The organism is Streptomyces sp. NBC_00019 (assembly GCF_045041015.1).
Classification (GTDB): domain Bacteria; phylum Actinomycetota; class Actinomycetes; order Streptomycetales; family Streptomycetaceae; genus Streptomyces.
Window position 1 is genome coordinate 4656979 of sequence record NZ_CP108302.1, and the last position, 22526, is coordinate 4679504.

Genomic DNA, 22526 nt, shown 5'->3' on the forward strand with positions numbered 1-22526 from the left:
AGCCTGACAAAAGAATGTTGCGGCGAGAGTTCCTCGCGGTGAGGAACAGGTTGACGGCCGATGACGTGCGAGAATCCGCGACCGCGCTGGCCGGGCGGGCGCTCGAACTGCCCGAGCTGGCGCGGGCGCGCACGGTGGCGGCGTACGTCTCGGTGGGGAGCGAACCCGGCACGCTCGCGCTCCTGGACGCGCTGCGCGCGCGGGGCGTGCACGTCCTGCTCCCGGCGCTCCTGCCCGACAACGACCTGGACTGGGGCGCTTACACCGGGGCGGACTCCCTCGCGCGCGTCCAACACGGCGGAAAGATGGCCCTCTTCGAGCCCTCCGGGGAGCGTCTGGGCCCGGAAGCCGTGACCGGCGCCGACGTCGTGCTGCTGCCCGGCCTGGCGGTCGACGCGCGCGGCATGCGGCTGGGGCGCGGCGGAGGGTCGTACGACCGGGTACTGGCACGCCTGGAGCGCGCGGGCACGCACCCCGCTCTGGTCGTGCTGCTCTACGACTCCGAGATCGTCGAGCGCGTCCCGGAGGAGGCGCACGACCAGGCGGTGCACGCGGTGGTGACGCCGTCGGGGGTGCGCCGCTTCCGGGACGACGACGCGTGAGCCGCGGCATGTGAGCGCATGCGAACGGGCCCTCCACGCGTGCGTGGAGGGCCCGTTCGACGATTCGCCGTCAGTGGCTCACGGTTTCAGCACCAGTGTGGCGCTCGTGCTCTGGTCGACCGCGTCCTTCGAGAAGGACCAGTCCAGCAGCTCGCCCTTGACCCACTTGCCCGTCTGGTCGGTGTAGTGGGCGCTGTAAGCGTGCCCGGAGGCTCCGGTGAGGTTGATCCACTTGGACTTGTCGAGGTCGCCGAGGTTGACCACCATCCGCATCGACGGCACCCAGATGACCCCGTAGCCGCCGGCGGCGTTCCAGCCGGTCGCGTTGACGGTGGCCTCGCCACCGCTGAGCTTCCAGGGGCCGCGGTTGAGGACGTACTGCACGATGCCGGGGCCGTCGGTGCCGAGCGTCTGGTTCTTCAGGAACAGGCGGTGCAGCCGGCCCCAGCTCCAGGTGTCGATGTCCTTGCCGAGCTTGGCGGTGAGCTCCCAGCGGGCGTCGATCATGGCGCGCTTGAACAGCTGGTCGCGGTTCTCCGCCTTGGGGCGGTCTCCCACGCCGGCGGGCGTCTTCCACCAGTCGCTCTTCTCGTCCTCCATGAGGTTGCGCACGACCTCGAACCAGCGGTCGCCGCCGTCCGGCTGCGCCTGGTCGGCGTCACGCTGGCCGCACTCGCGGACCTTCTCCGTCTCGTCGGCGGGGCCGGTGGTGCTGACGGGGTCGACCCACAGGCACTGGCCCTTGACCCGCAGCTCCTTGGGCAGCTTGTTGCCGAAGGCGAGCTTGAGGATGTTGCGCCAGACCGAGTTGAAGTAGGCGGCGGCCGCCGAGTCGGCGTCCTGGGTGTAGTCCCAGCCCTCCAGCAGCTTCTGCGCCTCGCGGACGTCCTTGTCCTCGATGTCGATCTTCAGCAGCTTGGGCACGAGCAGCTTGGCGATCGCGCTGCTGTTGTCCAGCTGCATCTGGCGCATGTCGTCGGTGGAGATCTTGCCGCCGTCGTCGATCTTCGACTTGATCAGGTCGGTGATGCGCTGGCTGCGGGCGCCGTAGCCCCAGTCCGTGGTGAGCGTGTAGGGGTACTTGTCCTTGTCGATCACGGCCTGGTTGGCGGTGACGATGTACCCGCGCGCGGGGTCGTACTCGTAGGGGAGCCGGTCCTGCGGGATGTAGCCGGTCCAGCGGTACTTGGAGTCCCAGCCGGGCTGCGGGATCGAGCCGTCCACGCCCTGCGCGCGCGTGGGGATCTTTCCGGGGAGCGTGTAGCCGATGTGGTTCTCGGTGTCGGCGTAGACCAGGTTCTGCGACGGCACGTCGAACAGGGTCGCGGCCGCACGGAAGTCGTTCCAGTTCGTCGCCTTGTCCATCGCGAACACGGCGTCCATGGAGGTGCCCGGGTCCAGGGCGGTCCAGCGCAGGGAGATGCCGTAGCCGTCGCCGCGGTCGGGTGCGGCGGTGTCGACGGTGGCCTTCTTGCCGACCTTGACCAGTTCGTCGTTGCGGTCGGACAGCAGGGGGCCGTTGTCGGTCTCACGGACGACGATCGTCTTGGACTCGCCGCCGGCGACCTTGATGGTCTCCTCGCGCGTGGTGAAGGGCTTCACCTTGTCGTCGTACAGGTAGCCGTTGTTGCTCAGCTTCTCCAGGTAGAGGTCGGTGACGTCGGCCCCGGAGTTGGTCATGCCCCAGGAGATGTCCTGGTTGTGGCCGATGACGACGCCGGGCATGCCCGCGAAGGTGTAGCCGGAGACGTCGTACTGGCACTTGCTGGAGACGGTGCGGCAGTGCAGGCCCATCTGGTACCAGACGGACGGCAGCGAGGCCGACAGGTGCGGATCGTTGGCCAGCAGCGGCTTGCCGGTGATGGTGTGCGAGCCCCCGACGACCCAGGAGTTCGAGCCGATGCCGTTGCCGTTCACGCCGACGGCCGCGGGAAGGTCCTCCAGGAGGCCGTAGAGCCCCGAGAGCTGGCTCGTGAGAGCTGTGGTGCCCGAGGCGGACGCGGTGCCCGTGGTGGTTCCGGTGCCGGTACCGGCCCCTGTGGCCGTCCCAGTGCCCGTGCCCGAGGTGCCGCTGCCCTGCTCGAACGTCTTGGTCAGCTCGTCGTACTGGCCTTCCTGGACGATCGCCTTGTTGCGGCTGTACGGGTAGGCCGGGTACAGGTCCTCGATCTGCTTGGGGCCGAGGCGGCTGGTGAGCAGGGCGCGGTCGATCTCGTCCTGCATGTTGCCGCGCAGGTCCCAGGCCATCGCCTTCAGCCAGGACACCGAGTCGACGGGGGTCCACTGCTCGGGCTTGTAGTCGTTGGCGAAGCCCAGCGCCGCGTACTCGAGGGAGATCTCCTCGCCGTCCTTGCCCTGCAGGTAGGCGTTGACTCCCTTGGCGTAGGCCTGGAGGTACTTCTTGGTGGAGGCCGACAGCTTGGTGTCGTACTCCTTCTTCGCGACCCGGTCCCAGCCGAGCGTGCGCAGGAACTCGTCCTTGTCGACCTGGCTCTTGCCGAACATCTCCGACAGGCGCCCGGAGGTCATGTGGCGGCGCACGTCCATCTCGTAGAACCGGTCCTGCGCCTGGACGTAGCCCTGCGCCATGAACAGGTCCTCGTCGGAGGAGGCGTAGATCTGCGGGATGCCGTAGCCGTCGCGCTTCACGTCGACCGGTCCGGACAGGCCCTCGAGCGTGATCGAACCCTTGGTCTGCGGGAAGGAGGCACGGACGGTGCTGATGGACCAGTACGCCCCGTAGGCGACGCCGCCGATGATGGCCAGTACCAGGACGAGGACGATCAGACGGGCTTTGCGCCCCTTTTTCCTGCCGGACTTGCCGGGCTTCTGACCCGATGAGGCGGTGGTATTGGGGGGCATCGCTGTCCTTGCTGTCCTAACGGGAGCGGCAGGCGGGGCTGTGACTTTGAATGAGCGCTGGAGCAACCATAGGCGCAGGGCCCGACGCCACTTGACGCGGAGTCGGGAACCAGCGCGGACGGACGGTCGATCTTGCCTCAGGAGTGTCAAGAAATCGTCAAGAGTTAGGTAAGGTAACGAAGTACTTGGATGCGGAGGCCCACCTCTTCGTGTCCTATGTACGTGAGCCCACGCGCGCGTGATGCCCGTGTGCCAGGGAAGGGAACAGCCGCTGACCGTCCACGACCTCAACCAGCTTCTGCTCGTCTGCTCGCTCGTCCTGCTCGTCGCCGTCGCAGCGGTCCGGATCTCCTCGCGCAGCGGGCTCCCCAGCCTGCTCGTATATCTGGGCATCGGCGTCGCCATGGGCCAGGACGGCGTCGGCGGCATCCACTTCGACAACGCCGAGCTGACCCAGGTCATCGGATACGCGGCCCTGGTCGTGATCCTGGCCGAGGGCGGACTGGGCACGAAGTGGAAGGAGGTCAAGCCCGCGCTGCCGTCCGCCACCGCGCTGGCGCTGGTCGGGGTCGCGGTGAGCGTCGGGGTCACGGCGACAGCCGCGCACTATCTCATCGGGCTGGAGTGGCGCCAGGCGCTCATCATCGGGGCGGTCGTGTCCTCCACGGACGCGGCGGCGGTCTTCTCCGTGCTGCGCAAGCTCCCCCTCCCCTCGCGCGTGACGGGCACGCTGGAGGCCGAGTCCGGCTTCAACGACGCCCCGGTGGTCATCCTGGTCGTCGCCTTCTCCACGGCGGGACCGGTCGAGCACTGGTACGCACTGATCGGCGAGATAACCCTGGAACTGGCCATCGGCGCCGCCATCGGCATCGCGGTCGGCTGGCTGGGCTCCTGGGGCCTCAGGCACGTGGCACTGCCCGCCTCCGGCCTCTACCCGATCGCCGTCATGGCGATCGCCGTGACGGCATACGCCGCCGGCGCGCTGGCGCACGGCAGCGGCTTCCTCGCCGTCTACCTCGCCTCCATGGCGATGGGCAACGCCAAGCTGCCGCACTGGCCCGCCACGCGCGGCTTCGCCGAAGGGCTCGGCTGGATCGCCCAGATCGGCATGTTCGTCCTGCTCGGCCTGCTGGTCACCCCGCACGAACTGGGCGACGACGTGTGGCCCGCTCTCGTCATCGGCCTGGTGCTGACCATGGTCGCGCGCCCGCTGAGCGTCGTGCTGTGCCTGACGCCGTTCCGGGTGTCGTGGCAGGAGCAGACCCTCATGTCCTGGGCCGGGCTGCGCGGCGCCGTGCCCATCATCCTGGCGACGATCCCCATGGTGAACGGTGTCGATGGCAGCCGCCGCATCTTCAACATCGTCTTCGTCCTGGTCGTCGTCTACACCCTGGTCCAAGGGCCGACGCTGCCCTGGCTCGCCCGTGAGCTGCGGCTGGGCGGGGACGCGGAGGCCGCCGACCTCGGCATCGAGTCGGCGCCTCTGGAGCGGCTGCGCGGACACCTGCTGTCCGTCGCGATCCCCGACGGCTCAAAGATGCACGGCGTCGAGGTCAATGAGCTGCGGCTGCCGGCCGGGGCCGCCGTCACCCTCGTCGTCCGCGATGGAAAATCGTTCGTTCCGCTGCCCACGACGGTGCTGCGGCGCGGGGACGAGCTGCTGGTGGTGGCCACGGATCCCGTGCGGGACGCGGCGGAGCGGCGGCTGCGTGCGGTGGGGCACGGCGGAAAGCTGGCCGGGTGGCTGGGCACCAACGGGGAGACGCCGCGGCGCTGACCAGGGCGGCGTGGCCCCAGAGGCGGGGGCGCGAGCTCGCTGGCAGCGCGTGGCGTGGGGGCGCGCACGGCTTGCACAGGAGCGCACGATCTCGATGTGCGCCGCACGCTCCACGATGCCCTGTGTCGTTGAGGGATGTCATTAAGGGAGCGTTTCGTACGGTTCACACCCCCGGTAATCGCAGGTGAACAAGGCTCATGGTGCTCGTTTTCACAGGCACACCAGGCGTTGATCCCTGTACGATGAAGGCGCATTCTGATCGAACCAACTCTGCCTGACGCATTGCTGGCGCGACCGTATGGCGGCCGAAACGCCCCTCCGCAGTGGGCCCGGTATCTACCGCAGCGCGCGCAAGAGGACAGCTCTCGGCGCCCCCGCACAGGCGCGCTACCAGGCGGCAGAAAGGCACGGGCCGTGGCATCCACGGTCACCGCACGCCCGGGATACGGGCAGCTGCTGCGCACCCGCGGCGCCTGGACGTTCCTGCTCCCCGGCTTCGCGGCGCGTCAGCCGTTCGCGATGCTGACGATCTCCATCGTGCTGCTCGTGCAGCACACCACCGGCTCGTACGGCGCGGCGGGCGCCGCCGCGGCCGTCACCGGCGTCTCCATGGCACTGTTCGCGCCCTACAGCGGGCGCCTCGCCGACCGCCACGGGCAGCGCGCCGTGCTGATCCCCGGCGTGCTAGTGCACACGGCGTCAGGTCTGACGCTGACGGCGCTCGCGCTCTCGCACGCGCCCCTGTGGGCACTGTTCGCCGCGGCCGTCCCCACCGGTGCCTCGGTGCCGCAGGTCGGTCCGATGGTGCGCGCCCGCTGGGGCGTGAAGCTTCAGGGCTCGCCCCTCATGACCACCGCGGCGGCGTTCGAGTCCGTCACGGACGAGCTGACCTTCGTCTTCGGCCCGCTGCTGGCCACCGCGCTGTGCACCGCCGTCGACCCGGCCGCGGGCCTGCTGACGGAGTCGGCTCTGACCCTGCTCGGCGGTCTGCTGTTCGCCGCGCAGAAGAGCACGCAGCCGCTGGTCACCCTCGACAGGCACGCGCGCGTGGAGCACGGTTCCGCGCTGCGGGTGCCCGGCGTGCGCGTGCTGATCGTGGCATTCCTGGGCATCGGCTCCGTCTTCGGCGGTATGCAGGTCTCGCTGGCCGCGTTCACCGAGTCGATCGGCGAGCCCGGTCTGAACGGTGTCCTGTACGGCGTCTTCGCCGCGGGCAACATGCTCTCCGGGATCGTCTGCGGTGCCGTCGCGTGGAAGGTGGCTCCGCAGCAGCGCCTCGTGGTCGGGTACGGCGCGCTCGCGCTGGTGGCCTCCGGACTGTGGGCCGCGCACTCGGTGCTCGCGCTCGCCGGGCTCGGCCTCCTGGTCGGCATGTGCATCGCGCCCGCGCTGATCACCGGCTACACGCTGGTGGAGAGCCTGGTGCCGGCCGGTGCCCGTACCGAGGCCTTCACCTGGCTGACCGGCGCGGTGGCGCTCGGCCAGGCGGCCGCCGTCACGGCTGCCGGACAGCTGGAGGACCGCTTCGGGAACGGTGCAGGGTTCCTCGTCCCGATGGTCGGCACACTGCTCGCCCTGGCGACCCTGCTGGCCCTCCGGTCACGCCTGACGTCGCGCCCCCGGACCCGGACCGTCGCACGTGGCGTCGGTCACCGCGTGCCGGTGGCGGTGGACTGATCCTCGGGAATACGTCACTATGGACCCTCGTTAGCACTCATTGAGTGAGAGTGCCAGGAGGAAGACAGTGCCGACCTACCAGTACCAGTGCACCGAGTGCGGCGAGGGCCTCGAGGCGGTGCAGAAGTTCACCGACGACGCTCTGACCGAGTGCCCCAACTGCCAGGGCCGCCTCAAGAAGGTGTTCTCCGCAGTCGGCATCGTCTTCAAGGGCTCCGGCTTCTACCGCAACGACAGCCGCGGCTCCTCGTCGAGCAGCTCGCCGGCGTCGTCGAAGCCGTCGACGGCCTCTCCGTCCACCTCGACGTCGTCGTCCTCGGACTCGAAGTCGTCGAGCACCGGCACCTCCTCCAGCAGCACCTCCGCCGCTTAAGGACGCACTCACGGGACCCTGTCGTCGTACGACGACAGGGTTCTCGGTGTTTCCGGAGCTCTTCTCTGCCCGCTGCCGGGGCCAGCTAGTGTGCGGGTCATGGCGAACGCAGAGATCGGCGTAATCGGCGGCTCGGGCTTCTACTCGTTCCTCGACGACGTGACCGAGATCCAGGTGGACACCCCGTACGGACCGCCCAGTGACTCCCTGTTCCTCGGTGAGATAGCGGGCCGTCGGGTCGCCTTCCTGCCCCGGCACGGACGCGGCCACCATCTGCCGCCGCACCGGATCAACTACCGCGCCAACCTGTGGGCGCTGCGGTCGGTCGGGGCACGCCAGGTCCTCGGTCCGTGTGCGGTGGGCGGGCTGCGCCCCGAGTACGGACCGGGCACGCTTCTCGTGCCGGATCAGCTGGTCGATCGCACGAAGTCCCGCGTGGGGACGTACTTCGACGGGCTGGCGCTGCCGGGCGGCGGTGTACCCAACGTGGTGCACGTGTCGCTGGCCGACCCCTACTGCCCCGTCGGGCGGGCGGCCGCGCTGAAGGCCGCGCACGGCCGGGACTGGGAGGCGGTGGACGGCGGAACCCTGGTCGTGATCGAGGGGCCGCGCTTCTCGACGCGTGCCGAATCGCTGTGGCACCGGGCGCAGGGCTGGTCGGTGGTGGGCATGACCGGCCACCCCGAGGCGGCGCTCGCCCGTGAACTCGAGCTCTGCTACACGTCGTTGACCCTGGTCACGGACCTCGACGCGGGCGCCGAGACCGGTGAGGGCGTCTCGCACGACGAGGTGCTGCGGGTGTTCGCGGCGAACGTGGACCGGCTGCGGGGAGTGCTCTTCGACGCGGTGGCCGCGCTGCCGGCGAACGAGGAACGCGACTGTCTGTGCACCACGGCGCTGGGCGGCATGGATCCCGGGTTCGAACTGCCGTGACGCTGTGGAGAACAGCACCCCCGCACCGGCGGAACTGCTCGTTCGGGTGAGGGAGTTGTCCACAACCGGTAGGTGATCCACCTGTCTCGGCGGGCGGCGGCTCGAGGCCTCATCGTGGCCTTGCAAGCCGATCCCTCGTGACAGGTGGTGGTTCCCCGTGTCCTTCGCTCCGTCTCCCCCGCCCTTCTCCCCCCTTGCTCCGCGCCCGCCGGGCACCGACGCTCCCGCGACATGCGAGGTGCCGCACTTCGCTCCCGTGCGGGTACGCGGCGGGCGGTATCAACTGGCCCGGCTCGTACGGCATCGCAGGCGGGCCGTGGCGGCGGGCCTCGCGGTCACCGCGGCCGCGCTGGTGGCCGTCGGTCCGGGCGACTCCGACGGGGCGCGCGGGCATCCCGTGGTCGAGCCGGTGCGGGAGCGTCGCGCCGTGGAGATGGTGACGGCACCGGTGCGGATCGCCGACGGAGCCACGGTGCTGCTGTTGCGGCCCGGTGACCGGGTCGATGTGATCGCCGCCGGGGCGACGGCGACGGGAGGCGACGCCCGGGTGCTCGCGCGCGGGGCGCGGGTGAAGAAGGTGCCGGAGCCCCTGGAGGGTGCCGCGGAGAGCGGGGCGCTGGTCGTGCTCTCGGTGCCGCGTCCGATCGCGGTGCGTCTCGCGGGCGCGAGCGCCACGGCACGGCTGGCGGTGACACTGTGTTGAGCCGTGCGGTCCGCCTGTTGCGCGGATTGCTGTCAAGTCCTTCGTTCGAGCTACCCAATTGGACAGGGTCGCCTCGCGTTGACGTAGGTTGCGGAGCTGTTTGTTCCACAGCCTGTGCGTGCGAGGAGAGTCCCCTAGGTGAGCGAGAAGAAGCCGAGCATCCTGGATGGCTTCAAGGCCTTCCTGATGCGCGGGAACGTCGTCGATCTGGCAGTAGCGGTGGTCATCGGCGCCGCCTTCACCAACGTCGTCAACTCGGTGGTGAAAGGCGTGATCAACCCGCTGGTCGGGGCGATCGGCACCAAGAACCTCGACAGCTACAGCTCGTGTCTGAAGGACCCGTGCAAAGTGGCGGCGGACGGCACCGTGCTGAGCGGCATCCCGATCAGATGGGGCACCGTGCTCGGCGCGACGCTCAGCTTCGTGATCACCGCGGCGGTCGTCTACTTCCTGATGGTCCTGCCGATGTCGAAGTACCTGGCCCGGCAGGAGGCCCGCAGGAAGGCCAAGGAGGGCACGCAGGAGGTCATGGAGGTGACCGAGCTGGAGGTCCTCAAGGAGATCCGCGACGCGCTGGTCGCGCAGCGCGGGTCCGGGCACGACGAGCGGTAACGGCCACGGCCAGCCTCCTCTGCCGGGCGGCCGTGCGGCTCGGTCAGAGGTGGTGGGGCGGCTTCTCGTCGAGGAAGCGCTTCAGGTCGGCCGCGCTGTCGGCGCCGGGTCGCTCGCCCCAGCCGCGGTCCGTGTCGTCCGAGGACTGCTGGTCCAGCGGGTCGTCGAAGATCAGCGACGGCTTCGGGACGCGCGGCTCGGGCTCGGGGGCGGTGCTCATGCGTCCAGGGTACGGCCCCGGGAGGCGGCGACCGTCCTGGTCATTCCCGACGGCGGTCATGGTCCGCGCCTTCCGTATCTGCTGTGCTTGGACTCATGACGTCGTCCAGCTCCACTCCCTCCCCGGCGCCCTTGGGCAGGCTCACCGCCCGCGGCCGCGACGAGGCCCACCGGGTCGCCTCGCCCCTGGAACTCTTCTTCGACCTGTGTTTCGTCGTGGCCATCGCCCAGGCGGGCGTGCAACTCGTGCACGCCGTGGCCGAGTCGCACGCGGGCGAAGGGATCCTCAACTACGCGATGGTCTTCTTCGCCATCTGGTGGGCCTGGATGAACTTCTCCTGGTTCGCCTCGGCGTACGACAACGACGATGTCCTCTACCGGGTCGTCACCCTGGTCCAGATCGCCGGCGTGCTGGTGCTCGCGGCCGGGGTCTCCAAAGCGTTCGAGGACCATGACTTCCTGGTCGTCTGGCTGGGCTACGTGATCATGCGGCTCGCCATGTCGACGCAGTGGCTGCGCGTGGCGAGATCGAGCGAGGGCCCGGAGAGAACGACGGCCCTGCGCTACGCCGGCGGCGTGCTGCTCTGCCTCGTCGGCTGGCTGGGGCTGCTGGTCCTGCCCGAGGGCGGGCGGCCCTGGGTGTTCCTGGTGATGGCGATCCTCGAGATGTGCGTGCCGCGGTACGCGGAGAAGGACTTCCCCACGTCCTGGCATCCGCACCACATCTCCGAGCGCTACGGCCTGTTCACGATCATCGTGCTCGGCGAGACGATCGCCGCGGCCACCGTCGCCGTGAAGTCGGGCGTGGACGAGAACGACGCGCTCGGTGAACTGCTGCCGATCGCCGCGGGTGGGCTGCTGATCATCTTCTCCGCGTGGTGGATCTACTTCGTCGTGCCGATCCACGGCCATCTGCGCTCCAACAAGCAGGCCTTCCTGTGGGGCTACGGCCACTACCTGATCTTCGCCTCGGCGGCCGCGATCGGTGCCGGACTGGAGGTCGCGGTCGAGCAGGCGGTGGGCAAGGCGCACATCTCCACGCTGGCCGCGTCGGCCGCCGTGACCCTGCCGACCGCGCTCTACCTGCTCAGCGTGTGGGCCCTGCACTCGCGCCACTTCAAGGTGGGCATCGCCCAGCAACTGGTACTGCCGACCACGGCACTCCTCGTGATCCTCTGCACGTTCCTGGGCGACTGGGCCGTGCTCGCGGCGGGCATCGTCTCGGCGCTCGCGGTGGCGACCGGGGTCACGCTGACGGCGCGCATGGCGACCCGGGAGAGCAAGGAGGCGACTCCGGTCGTGTGACCTCCTGGGACGGCGCCGGTGCCTGGACGAGACTGGTCCCATGACAGTTGACGCTCTCACCGACGTCACCGGCGTGCGCGTGGGACACGCGACGCGCGTCGGCGACGGTTGGCTCACCGGTACCACCGTCGTGCTCGCCCCTGAGGGCGGTGCCGTCGCCGCCGTGGATGTGCGCGGCGGCGGCCCCGGCACCAAGGAGACCGACGCCCTCGACCCACGCAACGTCGTGCAGAAGGTCGAGGCGATCGTGCTGACCGGCGGCAGCGCGTACGGACTCGACGCCGCGTCCGGCGTGATGGCGTGGCTGGAGGAGCAGGGGCGCGGAGTACGTGTCGGGGTGGATCCGGCGCACGTCGTTCCCGTCGTACCCGCCGCCTGCGTCTTCGACCTGGCGCGGGGCGGCGACTTCCGGGCCCGGCCCGATGCGGCCACGGGCCGGGCCGCGGTCGAGGCGGCCGCGGCGAGCGAGGCCGGTGCGGTGGTGCGGGAAGGGGGCGTGGGCGCGGGTACGGGGGCCGTGGTCGGGGCGATGAAGGGCGGAGTCGGTACCGCGAGCATCGTTCTCGACTCGGGGATCACGGTCGCCGCGCTGGTGGTGGCCAACGCCGCGGGCTCCGTGGTGGAGCCCGAAACAGGCATCCTCTACGGGGAGTTGCTCCAGGGGCGCGTCGACTCTCCGGATGCGCGCGTCCACGAGGCCGCGCGCCGGCGCCTCGCCGAGACCGCGGCGAAGAACGCGCCGCCTCCGCTGAACACCACGCTCGCCGTCGTCGCCACCGACGCGGAACTGTCGAAGGCGCAGGCGCAGAAGCTCGCCGGAACGGCGCACGACGGCATCGCGCGCGCCGTGCGGCCCGTGCACCTCCTCCACGACGGCGACACGGTGTTCACGCTGGCGACGGGGCAGCGCGCACTCGACTCCGAGCACCCGCTCGCGCTCAACCCGCTGCTCGAGGCCGGCGCCGACGTGGTGACGCGCGCGATCGTGCGGGCCGTGCGCGCGGCCGAGTCGGTGGACGGGCCGGGCGGGATGTGGCCGTCGTACGGGGAGTTGTACGAGGGGCGGTAACCGGGCTCGGCCGGCCGTGTCGGGTCCGGAGCCGTGGTGGAGCGCTGGGCGCGGGGGCAAGGCATGGCCGCCGCGCCCGCCCGGGACACAGGCTGCGGTGCGCGCGGCTCCGGCACCTGCCGGCCCGCGTGTGGCGCATTTCGTACGAACGATTGTCCCGGTTGTGTCACGTGATGGCGTTCACGGCTGTCGGAGGGAACCCGACCGGTCATGGATTCGCTCTTTCTCCACGCATGGGAGCGGATCACGCACATCACACGAACCTGGAGTAGCTCGTGACAACGCCGGACATATCAGCGCGGCGCACACTCGGGGCCTGTGCCGTCCTGGCGGTCGGCGCCCTCACCCTCACCGCCTGCGGGGGCGGCGCCGATGCCGGGAAGGACGACGGCAAGGCGGGCGGGGAGTCCGCCAAGACGTCCGAGGCGAAGATCGCCATATCGGCCAAGGACGGTTCGACGGGGGCGTCGATCAACACGACGGGCGTGAAGGTCAGCGACGGCGAGCTGACCGACGTGAAGATGACCGTGGCGGGAACCGGGCAGTCGGTGCCGGGGTTCATCTCGGCGAACGGCGGCAGTTGGACGCCGAAGGAGCAGTTGGAGCGCGGGACGAAGTACGAGATATCGGCGAGTGCGAAGGACTCCGACGGGCGGACCACCGCAGCCGATTCGACCTTCACGACGGTCAGCAAGGCCAACAGCTTCATCGGGACGTACACACCGGACAACGGGACGACGGTGGGCGTCGGGATGCCGGTGTCGTTCAACTTCGACAAGGTGATCAGCGACAAGAAGGCCGTGCAGTCGCACATCACGGTCTCGTCCAGCAGCGGGCAGAAGATCGTCGGGCACTGGTTCGGCTCGCAGCGGATCGACTTCCGGCCCGAGGAGTACTGGAAGGCCGGCTCCAAGGTCACGATGAAGATCGACCTGGACGGCGTCGAGGGCGCGAACGACGTCTTCGGGGTGCAGAAGAAGACCGTCACCTTCACGATCGGGCGCTCGCAGGTCTCCACGGTCGACGCCGACACCCAGACCATGACGGTCGTGCGCGACGGGAAGACCCTCAAGAAGGTGCCGATCTCGACGGGCGACGCGCAGAACACCACGTACAACGGCCAGATGGTGATCTCCGAGAAGTTCCCGAAGCTGCGCATGGACAGCCGGACGGTCGGCCTCGACAACGCCTACGACATCCCGGATGTGCCGCACGCGATGCGGCTCACGCAGTCGGGGACGTTCATTCACGGCAACTACTGGTACAACAAGGGCAACCCGCCCTTCGGCCGGCAGGCCACGAGTCACGGCTGCGTCGGACTGCAGGACGTCCAGGGCGGGCAGGGCGACACGAACGCCAAGTGGTTCTACGACAACTCCGTCCTCGGGGACGTCGTGATCGTCAAGAACTCCCCCGACAAGACGGTGTCGCCGGACAACGGGCTCAACGGCTGGAACATGTCGTGGACCGAGTGGGCCGCGGGAAGCGCCGGATGAACGCCCGCTGAGCGCCCGCCGAGCTCCGGGGCGCACGTCGGCAGCGGTGCGCCGCCCGGGGCGCCATGACGCGGCAAGTGCCTTCTGACCGGCGGTTTTTGACGGATCTTCGGGTCGCGTGGGAACTTCTCACGCGACCTGAGCGTTTTCTGTGCGTACGTTTTCTCGGTTCCCGGACATGATGTCCGACCGAGGGGCTACGGTATGCACCCACAAGGTGACATGCAGCAACGCCGGGAGAAACCTTGAGCGTTCCGTACGAGACAGCAGCGTACGAGCCACGCGAGTCGCCCGAGTCTCCGGAGGAGCACCTCGCGCGACTCCTCGGCCGCGCGCTGAACTCCTTCGAGCTGCCCGACGAGACGATACGGCGACTCGACTGCGCGCTCGCGCACGACAGCTCGCTGCACTCCGCGCACCACAGCGCGGGGCTGCACCGCGAGACCTATCGCCACACCTGGCTGCTCACCGACGGCTCGGCACTCACCCTCTGGGAGCTGGTCCACAACACCGCGCCGGGCAGTGTCCCGCAGCACGAGGTGTACGTCGACGAGGAGGAGCTGCGCGCCGCCACGGCACGGCTGCCGCTGCCGCCGGACGCACCGGACTTCGAGCTGCCGGTGACGGTGCAGCTGTCGCCGATCCCCGCGCCCCGGCACGCGTACGTGCCCGACGACTCGGCGGATCACGCGCGCCGGCTCCTGCGCCGCGCGGAGAACCCGGACCAGCCGGGCACGGAGACGGCGACGCTGCTGACGACGGCGTTCGCGCACCAGATCACGCAGGCTTTCGGACGGCCGTGCCGTGCGGGGCGGATCGGGCTGTGCTTCTCGCTCTACGAGCACGCGTTCCTGCTGCGCGACGGCAAGGAGATCTCCCTGTGGGAGGTCGAGCACACGGCCACACCCGACGGGCGGCACATGTGCGAGGTGTATGTCTCCGAGGACGCGGCGCGCGATGCGATGGAGCGGCGCGCGGCGCGGGTTTCGTCACGCACTCCACGCACCTGAGGCTCCTGCCCGGCCTCGGCCGCTCGGTCAGCGACCGTCGCTGAGCTGGCGCACCAGTCCCGCGAACGCGTCGTGCTCCGCCGGAGTCAGTTGGACGGACTCCAGTTCGGGACCGGTCTGCCGCTGGTACGGGAGGGCCGGAAGGACGGCGGAGGTCCGCCGCAGGGCGGCCTCGCGGCTGCGGCGCAGAACGCGAGTCAGGCCGATCGCCCAGACGACGGTCGCCAGGGCGAGGACGGCCATGCCCGTCAGCTGGTAGATCGAGACGTGCTCAGGCATGGGCCCCAGTAGACACCACGGTCGGGGACTTTGACCCCGGACCGTGACGTATCTCGCAGGTGCCGTGAACAACTCACAGACGCCCAAAGGGACATAGGTCCGATGAAACGGCTGCGGCCGGTCGCAGCCCCGTCCCGCCAGGGTTGCGACCGGCCGGCCTTGCCGGGGCGGGCCCCGTGCGCCCGCCCCCGCCTCCCGCCGCTTACGCCGCCACGGGCTGCTTCGCCTGCGCCGCCGGACCCGCCGCGGACTCGTCGGAACCGGTGGCCGTGCCGTCCGGGGCCGTCTTGCGCAGGCCCTTGAGGACGATGACCAGGCCTGCCGTGATCGCCGTACCGATGGCGATGGCCAGCAGGTACAGGAACGGCTTGCCGATCAGGAAGGTGACCCAGATGCCGCCGTGCGGGGCGCGCAGGGTCGAGCCGAAGGCCATGGTGAGCGCGCCGGTGACCGCGCCGCCCGCCATGGAGGCGGGGATGACGCGCAACGGGTCGGCCGCGGCGAAGGGGATCGCGCCCTCGGAGATGAAGGAGGCGCCGAGGATCCAGGCCGCCTTGCCGTTCTCGCGCTCGGTGGTGGTGAACAGCTTCTTGCGGACGGTCGTCGCGAGGGCCATGCCGAGCGGGGGCACCATGCCGGCGGCCATCACGGCGGCCATGACCTTCATCGCGGAGTCGCTCGGGTCCTGTACGGCGATGCCGGCGGTGGCGAAGGCGTACGCGACCTTGTTGACCGGGCCGCCGAGGTCGAAGCACATCATCAGGCCGAGGAGGACGCCGAGGAGGATGGCGTTGGTGCCGGAGAGGCCGTTGAGCCAGTCCGTCATCGCCTTCTGGGCCTCGGCGATCGGCTTGCCGATCACGATGAACATCAGGAAGCCGACGACGATCGACGAGACCAGTGGGATCACGACCACCGGCATGATGCCGCGCATCACCGGCGGGATCTTGATCCGCTGGATGGCGAGGACGACCGCACCGGCCAGCAGACCGGCGACCAGGCCGCCGAGGAAGCCCGCGGCGATGTTGACGGAGATCATGCCGCCGACGAAGCCGGGCACGAGGCCTGGCCGGTCCGCCATGCCGTAGGCGATGTAGCCGGCGAGGACGGGGATCAGGAAGCCGAAGGCGACGCCACCGATCTGGAAGAGCAGCGCGCCCCAGCTGTCGACCTGACCCCAGTCGAAGTGCTCCATGACCGGCTTGGCCTCGTTGATCTGGTAGCCGCCGATCGCGAAACCGAGGGCGATCAGCAGACCGCCGGCCGCGACGAACGGGACCATGTAGCTCACACCGGTCATCAGCCACTTGCGCAGCTTGGTGCCGTAGCTGTCGCCGGCGTCGCCCGCGCGCTCGACGGGCGTGGAGCCGGTTCCGGGCGCCCCGGTCACCTCACCGCGCGCCGCCTTGCCGCGCACGTCGCCGATCAGCTCCGCGGGACGGTTGATGCCCGCCTTCACGCCGACGTCGACGGTCGGCTTGCCGGCGAAGCGGTCCTTGTCGCGTACGGGGACGTCATGGGCGAAGATCACGCCGTCCGCCGCCGCGATGACGGCCGGGTCGAGCCGGGTGAAGCCGGCCGAGCCCTGCGTCTCGACGACGAGTTCGACGCCCGCCTCGCGGCCCGCGTTCTCCAGCGACTCGGCCGCCATGTACGTGTGGGCGATGCCGGTCGGACAGGAGGTGACGGCGACGATCCGGAAGGGGCGCTCGCCCTCACCGGACGAGTTGCCCGTGGCGGCATCGGCGGAGGCCGCCCCCGACGCCGCCACGGAGTCTGCGGAGGCGCCCACGGAGGCACCCACGGCGCTCTTCGCGCCCTCGGAAACAGCGCCGGCGCCCTCGGAAGTGTCCGCGTCCCCGGCGTCCGCCGCCGGCGCATCCCCGCGGATCAGCGCCGCGGCACCCGCCGCATCCCCCACCGACCGCAGCGCGTCGGTGAACTCGGCGTTCATCAACTGCCGCGCCAGCGAGGACAAGATCGTCAGATGGGCGTCGTCGGCACCGGCAGGCGCCGCGATCAGGAAGATCAGGTCGGCGGGACCGTCCGGCGCACCGAAGTCGATCCCGGCCGCACTGCGCCCGAAGGCGAGCGTCGGCTCGGTGACGTGCTCGCTGCGGCAGTGCGGGATGCCGATGCCGCCGTCGAGACCGGTCGGCATCTGTGCCTCGCGGGCGGCCACGTCGGCGAGGAAGCCCTCCAGGTCGGTCACCCGGCCCAGGGTCACCATGCGTCGGGCGAGGGCGCGTGCCGCCGCTTCCTTGGTGTCGGCGGACAGGTCGAGATCGACCAGGTCCGCGGTGATCATGTCGCTCATCGCGGGCTCCTTCGCACGCGTATCGCCCGGGGGGAGAGGTGGGCGAGGGCGGGGGTGGGGACGGGGGTGCGGGTGGGGAAACAGGGGGTGGTGGGGGCGGAGCCGGGGAAGCCCCGCCCCCACCGGGAGGCAGGGCGGCTCAGGTGGCCCTGCCTCCCGCAGGCCGCGACGAGTAACGGGGAGCCTCGCCGCTTCATGGCCGGTTCATTGGAGGGTGCGCCGCACGCCATAGGCGCCGGCGCCGTCGTACCTGTGCCGCACGCCACCGGCGCCGACACCGTCGTAGAAGCCGTCAGGTCCCTCATGACACCGGCTCCTTCAGGACACGGTCCACCGGCACCTCGGCCGTCACCGAGACCGCCGCCGGGTCCAGGTCGTCCGGCGTCGGCATCACGCTGCCCGGCAGCTGTACCGCCGCCGCGCCGTGCGCGACCGCCGAGGCCAGGGCCTCCGGGCCGCTGCCGCCGGCGATCAGGAACCCGGCCAGGGAGGAGTCGCCGGCGCCCACGTTGCTGCGGACGGCGTCCACCCGGGCACTCGCGAACCAGGCGCCCGCGCCGTCCACGAGCAGTTGTCCGTCCGCGCCCAGGCTCGCGAGCACGGCGCGTGCGCCCATCTCGCGCAGCTCCTCGGCCGCCTTCACCGCATCGCCCACGGTGGACAGGGGGCGCCCGACGGCTTCCGCGAGCTCCTCCGCGTTCGGCTTCACGACGTCGGGCCGCTCGCGCAGCGCCTCCAGCAGCGCACGCCCCGAGGTGTCCAGCGCGATCCGCGCGCCCCCGGCGTGTGCCCGTGCGACCACCTCGGCGTACCACGACGGCGCGAGCCCCCGCGGCAGGCTCCCGCAGCACGCGATCCAGTCCGCGTCGCGCGACTGCGCGCGCACCGTCTCCAGGAGCAGCTCCTGCTCCTCCGCCGACAGCTCGGGACCCGGCGCGTTGATCTTCGTGAGCACCCCGTCCGCCTCCGCGAGCGCGATGTTCGAGCGGGTGGCGCCCGCGACCGGGACCGGCGCGACCTCGATGCCCTGCGCGTGGAGCAGATCCGCCACGAGCGCCCCCGGCGCGCCGCCCAGGGGCAGTACCGCGACCGTGCGCTGTCCGGCGGCCGTCACGGCGCGCGAGACGTTCACGCCCTTGCCGCCGGGGTCCATGCGCTCGCCGGTCGCGCGGATGACCTCGCCGCGCTCCAGTGACGGAACCTCGTACGTGCGGTCCAGGGACGGGTTCGGGGTGACGGTGAGGATCATGCGCGCACTACTTCCGTGCCGCCGCGTTCGATCGCGGTGGCGTCTTCGGGGCTCAGGCCGCTGTCGGTGATCAGCAGGTCCACGTCGCTCAGGTCGCCGAAGCGGGCGAAGTGCTCCTGGCCGTGCTTGGCGGAGTCGGCGAGCAGCACCACGCGGCGGGCGGCGGCCACAGCCGCCCGCTTCACTGCGGCCTCGGCGAGGTCGGGGGTGGTCAGGCCATGGTCGGCGGAGAAGCCGTTGGCCGCCACAAAAAGGACATCGGCCCGGATCTCGCCGTACGCGCGCAGCGCCCAGGCGTCGACGGCGGCGCGCGTACGGTGCCGCACGCGCCCCCCGACGAGGTGGAGTTGGATGCCGGGGTGGTCCGCGAGGCGGGCCGCGATCGGCAGGCTGTGCGTGACGACGGTGAGGGAGGCCTCCAGCGGGATGGCGGCGGCGAGGCGCGCCACCGTCGTGCCGGCGTCGAGGATCAGGGTGCCCTCGGTCGGCAGTTCCGCGAGGGCGGCCTTGGCGATGTGGTCCTTCTCGTCGGCCGCCGTCGTCTCGCGCTCGGCGAGGTCCGGCTCGAAGTCGAGGCGCCCGGCGGGGAGGGCACCGCCGTGCACCCGGCGGAGAAGGCCCGCGCGGTCGAGGGCCTTGAGGTCCCGGCGGATCGTCTCCGCGGTGACCTGGAACTCCTCGGCCAGTGACACCACGTCCACCCGCCCGCCGTCACGCGCGAGCCGGAGGATCTCCTGCTGCCGCTCCGGTGCGTACATGTCCGTTCGCCTCCGACTCAACGTCCGGTCGCTCCCGACCGATGCCCGAACTTGTGGTTTCGCTGGGAGGCTACGCCCGGATTTCCAGAAAGTAAACAGGTTCGGGCATCACTCGGACATGAACGGGCCTGGAGGTCGGGCATGAACGGACTTCCGGCCCGCCCCGGGCCGGTCCGTCGGGCCTGCTCACGGCAGACGGAAGGCCCGGCGCCCCGGGCGGAACCCAGGTGCCGGGCCTTCTCCCCCGCGTTCAGACGAGCTCCGGCTCCTTCTCCCCCACGGGACCCGCAGGCGCCTCCGTCGCCTCGGCCCCCTCCACGTGCTGCACCGCCCGCTTCGGCAGCGCGAACATCAGCAGGAAGATCACGCCCATCACCGCGGCCACCCACCACAGCGCGTGCTGGAAGGCGTTCACGAAGGCCGGTCCCACGTCGACGGGCCGCAGATCGTCGGCGATCGTGCCGAAGAAGACCACCGAGACCAGACCGAGTCCGAGCGCGTTGCCCATCTGCTGCACGGTGTTGATCAGGCCGGACGCCGAGCCCGCGTGCTCGCGCGGGACGCCCGAGAGCACCATGTCGGTCAGCGGGGCGAAGATCAGGCCCATGCCGACGCCCATCACGACCAGGGGCAGGGCCATCTGCCAGGGAGCGATGGACATGCCGTAGCGGTCGGCCTCCCAGAGGTAGAGCAGGACGCCCGCCGCCATGGTGAGCGCACCCGCCTGGAGCACCTTGCGGCCGAAGCGCGGAACCAGCTTCTGCACGGACATTCCGGCCGCCACGGAGACCGCGATCGAGAACGGCACGCCGGTCAGACCCGCCTTCAGCGGACGCCAGCCCAGACCGGTCTGCATGTAGAGCGTCCACACCAGGAAGAAGATGCCGAGCCCGATCCCGAACACGGTCTGCACCGCGATGCCCGCCGCGAAGCTCTTCACCTTGAACAGCGACAGTTCGACCAGCGGGGAGCCGTCCCGCGCGCTCTTGCGCCGCTCGTACGCCACCAGCGCCCCGAAGACGACGAGCGCGCCGCCCATCGACAGATACCCCCACAGCGGCCAGTCCAGCTCACGGCCGCGGGTCAGCGGGTAGAGCAGCATGAGCAGACCGAGCGTCACCAGGGCGACGCCCACCAGGTCCAGCTTCAGCGCGCGCGGCGCCCTGGACTCGGTGATGTAGCGGCTGCCGAGGATCAGGCCCGCGATGCCGACCGGCAGGTTGATGAGGAAGATCGGGCGCCACTCCAGACCGAACAGGTTCCACTCCGTCAGCAGCGCGCCGAGCAGCGGTCCGGACACGGCGCCCAGGCCCACGATCGCGCCGAAGAGCCCGAACACCTTGCCGCGCTCGTGCGCCGGGAACGTCGCGTGCACGATCGACAGCACCTGCGGCACCATCAGCGCCGCCATGGCGCCCTGCAGGATCCGCGCGGCGACCAGCATCTCCGGGTTCGCGGCGAAGCCGCACAGCGCGGAGGCGACGGTGAAGCCGCCGATGCCGACGAGGAACAGCCGCTTGCGGCCGTGGATGTCGCCGAGCCGTCCGCCGGTGATGAGACCGGCGGCGAAGGCGAGCGCGTAACCGGCGGTGATCCACTGGATCTGGCTGACGGACGCGCCCGCCTCGGCCTGGATGGACGGAATCGCGATGTTGACGATCGTGACGTCGACGAGGTCCATGAAGGCCGCGGTCATCACGATCGCGAGGGCGAACCAGCGACGACGGTCGGGCGGGGACAACTGGCCTGTCTGGCTGTCCACAAGGGGTTCGGTGGAGGTCATGTCTCGAAGCTACGACCGCATTAGGTCAGATCGTGTCCTACTTCTACGGCATCCTCGAACTCATGACGACGGACACCCCGGCACGGCTCCTCCAGCTCCTCTCCCTCCTCCAGACCCCGCGGGAATGGCCGGGAGGCGAGCTCTCCGATCGCCTCGGCGTCTCCCGCCGTACGGTGCGGCGGGACATCGACCGGCTGCGCGAGCTGGGCTATCCCGTGCAGGCGACGAAAGGGGCCGACGGCGGCTATCGGCTGGTCGCGGGGAAGGCGATGCCGCCGCTCGTCCTCGACGACGAGGAGGCGGTGGCCATCGCGGTGGGGCTGCGGGCCGGAGCCGGGCACGCGCTGGAGGGCGTCGACGAGGCGTCGGTACGGGCACTGGCGAAACTGGAGCAGGTGCTGCCGTCCCGGCTGCGCCACCGGGTGTCGACCCTGCAGGCCGCGACCACACCGCTGACCAGCGGGGACGGGGCGAGCATCGCGCCGGAGACGCTGACCGTGATGGCCTCCACCGTGGCCGGTCACGAGCGGCTGCGGTTCGCCTACCGGGCCAAGGACGGGGTCGACTCGCGGCGCGTGGTCGAGCCGTATCGGCTGGTGTCGACGGGGCAGCGGTGGTACCTCGTCGCCTACGACCTCGATCGCACCGACTGGCGGACCTTCCGGGTCGACCGGGTGAGCGAGCCGTTCGCGACCGGGGCGCGGTTCCCTCCGCGGGAGTTGCCGACGGGGAGCGCGGCGGAGTATCTGCGGCAATCGATGTACCGGCGGCAGGAGACGTACGGGATCGACGTGACCTTCGAGGCGTCGGCCTCCGACATCGCGGCGCGGCTGCCGAAGTGGCTCGGGGCGCCGGAGGAGTCGGGGGAAGGGCGGTGCCGGCTGCGGACGACCGTGGGCGATCCCGTGGAGTGGATGGCGGTACGGCTGGTGATGGTGGGCTGCGAGTTCACGGTGCGGGAGCCTGAGGAACTCGTGCGATGCGTACGGGACTTGGGCGGGCGGCTGAGCCGGGCGGCGGGTGGGTGACCCGGCCGGGCCGAGCCGCACCCGGGGTGGGGCCGGACGGCTTCGCGGCATGCTGGACGGCGGGCTTCCCCGTACCTGAACCCCGGGGATGCCCGCCGGATGGCAGATTGTGTCACATGGGCATAGCTTGCCGGTGTGAGCGGGCCCACGCGGACGCCGGTTCCAGGGAGGGCCGCCACCGAGGAGCCGCAAACCCCTCCGGCCCGGACCCCGCTGCCCCGAACCCGCACGCCACCCGCCCCGGAAAGGGGCAGAGCCGGACCCCGGCACCCGGGGGGAGAGCGCCGAAGTCCGGCTCGCGGAGAGTCCCGGCGCCGGGGGGATTGCGTCGGGACTTGGTCATGGGGCCCGGACTGTCGCCCGGGACCCGAACTCATGGGCCCTGAAGTCTTTTTCCCAGGGTCCTGCCTGTTGAAGCGGCCTGGCACCGCCGTGTTTGCGCCTTTCACGACCCGGCGCACGCGGGCACACGGC

19 protein-coding genes are annotated in these 22526 nt (G+C 70.6%); 12 read left to right on the forward strand and 7 right to left on the reverse strand.

Annotation, left to right across the window (positions count from 1 at the left end):
• Window positions 1-14: 14 nt before the first annotated feature.
• Entirely contained in the window at window positions 15-602 is a 588-nt protein-coding gene (locus OHU89_RS21820; protein ID WP_405645165.1) for a 5-formyltetrahydrofolate cyclo-ligase, read from the forward strand.
• 78 nt (window positions 603-680) lie between these two features.
• Here OHU89_RS21820 and OHU89_RS21825 read toward each other — a convergent pair whose 3' ends face one another.
• The gene (locus tag OHU89_RS21825; protein ID WP_405645166.1) at window positions 681-3464 is read right to left on the reverse strand and encodes a penicillin acylase family protein; all 2784 of its coding nucleotides are present in this window, start codon (window positions 3462-3464) and stop codon (window positions 681-683) included.
• 241 nt (window positions 3465-3705) lie between these two features.
• Here OHU89_RS21825 and OHU89_RS21830 point away from each other — a divergent pair, with 241 nt between their 5' ends.
• From OHU89_RS21830 to mscL, 6 genes are all read left to right on the forward strand, one after another.
• Window positions 3706-5241, forward strand: coding sequence for a potassium/proton antiporter (locus OHU89_RS21830; protein WP_405645168.1), 1536 nt, complete (start codon window positions 3706-3708; stop codon window positions 5239-5241).
• 414 nt (window positions 5242-5655) lie between these two features.
• On the forward strand, window positions 5656-6918 hold the full coding sequence (locus tag OHU89_RS21835) for an MFS transporter (protein ID WP_405645170.1): 1263 nt from the start codon (window positions 5656-5658) through the stop codon (window positions 6916-6918).
• Between the two features lie 67 nt (window positions 6919-6985).
• A complete protein-coding gene (locus OHU89_RS21840) occupies window positions 6986-7291 on the forward strand; it encodes an FmdB family zinc ribbon protein (RefSeq protein WP_405645171.1) in 306 nt (101 codons plus the stop codon).
• A 99-nt stretch (window positions 7292-7390) separates the two neighbouring features.
• Complete coding sequence (locus OHU89_RS21845) at window positions 7391-8224, forward strand: S-methyl-5'-thioadenosine phosphorylase (protein WP_365394153.1); 834 nt, start codon at window positions 7391-7393, stop codon at window positions 8222-8224.
• A gap of 157 nt (window positions 8225-8381) precedes the next feature.
• A complete protein-coding gene (locus tag OHU89_RS21850; RefSeq protein WP_405645173.1) occupies window positions 8382-8927 on the forward strand; it encodes a hypothetical protein in 546 nt (181 codons plus the stop codon).
• 138 nt (window positions 8928-9065) lie between these two features.
• The gene (gene mscL / locus OHU89_RS21855; RefSeq protein ID WP_351682814.1) at window positions 9066-9539 is read left to right on the forward strand and encodes a large conductance mechanosensitive channel protein MscL; all 474 of its coding nucleotides are present in this window, start codon (window positions 9066-9068) and stop codon (window positions 9537-9539) included.
• A 43-nt stretch (window positions 9540-9582) separates the two neighbouring features.
• On the opposite strand, the gene OHU89_RS21860 is transcribed toward mscL, so the two are convergent.
• Entirely contained in the window at window positions 9583-9759 is a 177-nt protein-coding gene (locus tag OHU89_RS21860) for a hypothetical protein (protein WP_405645175.1), read from the reverse strand.
• 95 nt (window positions 9760-9854) lie between these two features.
• Between OHU89_RS21860 and OHU89_RS21865 the strand changes: the two genes are divergently transcribed.
• From OHU89_RS21865 to OHU89_RS21880, 4 genes are all read left to right on the forward strand, one after another.
• The gene (locus OHU89_RS21865; RefSeq protein ID WP_405645177.1) at window positions 9855-11063 is read left to right on the forward strand and encodes a low temperature requirement protein A; all 1209 of its coding nucleotides are present in this window, start codon (window positions 9855-9857) and stop codon (window positions 11061-11063) included.
• 40 nt (window positions 11064-11103) lie between these two features.
• Window positions 11104-12132 (forward strand): P1 family peptidase, encoded by a 1029-nt coding sequence (locus tag OHU89_RS21870; RefSeq protein ID WP_405645179.1) that lies wholly within the window; start codon window positions 11104-11106, stop codon window positions 12130-12132.
• A gap of 275 nt (window positions 12133-12407) precedes the next feature.
• On the forward strand, window positions 12408-13628 hold the full coding sequence (locus OHU89_RS21875) for an Ig-like domain-containing protein (RefSeq protein WP_405645180.1): 1221 nt from the start codon (window positions 12408-12410) through the stop codon (window positions 13626-13628).
• A gap of 245 nt (window positions 13629-13873) precedes the next feature.
• Window positions 13874-14638, forward strand: coding sequence for a DUF6227 family protein (locus OHU89_RS21880; RefSeq protein WP_405645182.1), 765 nt, complete (start codon window positions 13874-13876; stop codon window positions 14636-14638).
• Between the two features lie 27 nt (window positions 14639-14665).
• On the opposite strand, the gene OHU89_RS21885 is transcribed toward OHU89_RS21880, so the two are convergent.
• The 5 genes from OHU89_RS21885 to OHU89_RS21905 all read right to left on the reverse strand — a co-directional run bounded on the left by OHU89_RS21885 (window position 14666) and on the right by OHU89_RS21905 (window position 21024).
• Complete coding sequence (locus OHU89_RS21885) at window positions 14666-14917, reverse strand: hypothetical protein (protein ID WP_405645184.1); 252 nt, start codon at window positions 14915-14917, stop codon at window positions 14666-14668.
• A gap of 202 nt (window positions 14918-15119) precedes the next feature.
• Entirely contained in the window at window positions 15120-17234 is a 2115-nt protein-coding gene (locus OHU89_RS21890) for a fructose-specific PTS transporter subunit EIIC (RefSeq protein WP_405645186.1), read from the reverse strand.
• 301 nt (window positions 17235-17535) lie between these two features.
• Window positions 17536-18483, reverse strand: a complete 948-nt coding sequence (gene pfkB, locus OHU89_RS21895; protein WP_405645187.1) for a 1-phosphofructokinase — start codon at window positions 18481-18483, stop codon at window positions 17536-17538.
• Window positions 18480-19241, reverse strand: coding sequence for a DeoR/GlpR family DNA-binding transcription regulator (locus OHU89_RS21900; RefSeq protein ID WP_267015633.1), 762 nt, complete (start codon window positions 19239-19241; stop codon window positions 18480-18482). The genes pfkB and OHU89_RS21900 overlap by 4 nt, the downstream gene beginning before the upstream one ends.
• A 250-nt stretch (window positions 19242-19491) precedes the next feature.
• A complete protein-coding gene (locus OHU89_RS21905) occupies window positions 19492-21024 on the reverse strand; it encodes an MFS transporter (protein ID WP_405645188.1) in 1533 nt (510 codons plus the stop codon).
• A gap of 62 nt (window positions 21025-21086) precedes the next feature.
• On the opposite strand from OHU89_RS21905, the gene OHU89_RS21910 reads away from it, so the two are divergent.
• A complete protein-coding gene (locus tag OHU89_RS21910) occupies window positions 21087-22052 on the forward strand; it encodes a helix-turn-helix transcriptional regulator (protein ID WP_405654599.1) in 966 nt (321 codons plus the stop codon).
• Window positions 22053-22526 lie beyond the last annotated feature (474 nt).

What these genes read in the sequence shown, in the direction of transcription:
- OHU89_RS21820 (WP_405645165.1), top strand. Translation starts at nt 15, where the DNA reads ATGTTGCGGCGAGAGTTCCTCGCGGTGAGGAACAGGTTGACGGCCGAT.
- OHU89_RS21825 (WP_405645166.1), bottom strand. Translation starts at nt 3,464, where the DNA reads ATGCCCCCCAATACCACCGCCTCATCGGGTCAGAAGCCCGGCAAGTCC.
- OHU89_RS21830 (WP_405645168.1), top strand. Translation starts at nt 3,706, where the DNA reads ATGCCCGTGTGCCAGGGAAGGGAACAGCCGCTGACCGTCCACGACCTC.
- OHU89_RS21845 (WP_365394153.1), top strand. Translation starts at nt 7,391, where the DNA reads ATGGCGAACGCAGAGATCGGCGTAATCGGCGGCTCGGGCTTCTACTCG.
- OHU89_RS21860 (WP_405645175.1), bottom strand. Translation starts at nt 9,759, where the DNA reads ATGAGCACCGCCCCCGAGCCCGAGCCGCGCGTCCCGAAGCCGTCGCTG.
- OHU89_RS21865 (WP_405645177.1), top strand. Translation starts at nt 9,855, where the DNA reads ATGACGTCGTCCAGCTCCACTCCCTCCCCGGCGCCCTTGGGCAGGCTC.
- OHU89_RS21870 (WP_405645179.1), top strand. Translation starts at nt 11,104, where the DNA reads ATGACAGTTGACGCTCTCACCGACGTCACCGGCGTGCGCGTGGGACAC.
- OHU89_RS21885 (WP_405645184.1), bottom strand. Translation starts at nt 14,917, where the DNA reads ATGCCTGAGCACGTCTCGATCTACCAGCTGACGGGCATGGCCGTCCTC.
- OHU89_RS21890 (WP_405645186.1), bottom strand. Translation starts at nt 17,234, where the DNA reads ATGAGCGACATGATCACCGCGGACCTGGTCGATCTCGACCTGTCCGCC.
- pfkB (WP_405645187.1), bottom strand. Translation starts at nt 18,483, where the DNA reads ATGATCCTCACCGTCACCCCGAACCCGTCCCTGGACCGCACGTACGAG.
- OHU89_RS21900 (WP_267015633.1), bottom strand. Translation starts at nt 19,241, where the DNA reads ATGTACGCACCGGAGCGGCAGCAGGAGATCCTCCGGCTCGCGCGTGAC.
- OHU89_RS21905 (WP_405645188.1), bottom strand. Translation starts at nt 21,024, where the DNA reads ATGACCTCCACCGAACCCCTTGTGGACAGCCAGACAGGCCAGTTGTCC.
- OHU89_RS21910 (WP_405654599.1), top strand. Translation starts at nt 21,087, where the DNA reads ATGACGACGGACACCCCGGCACGGCTCCTCCAGCTCCTCTCCCTCCTC.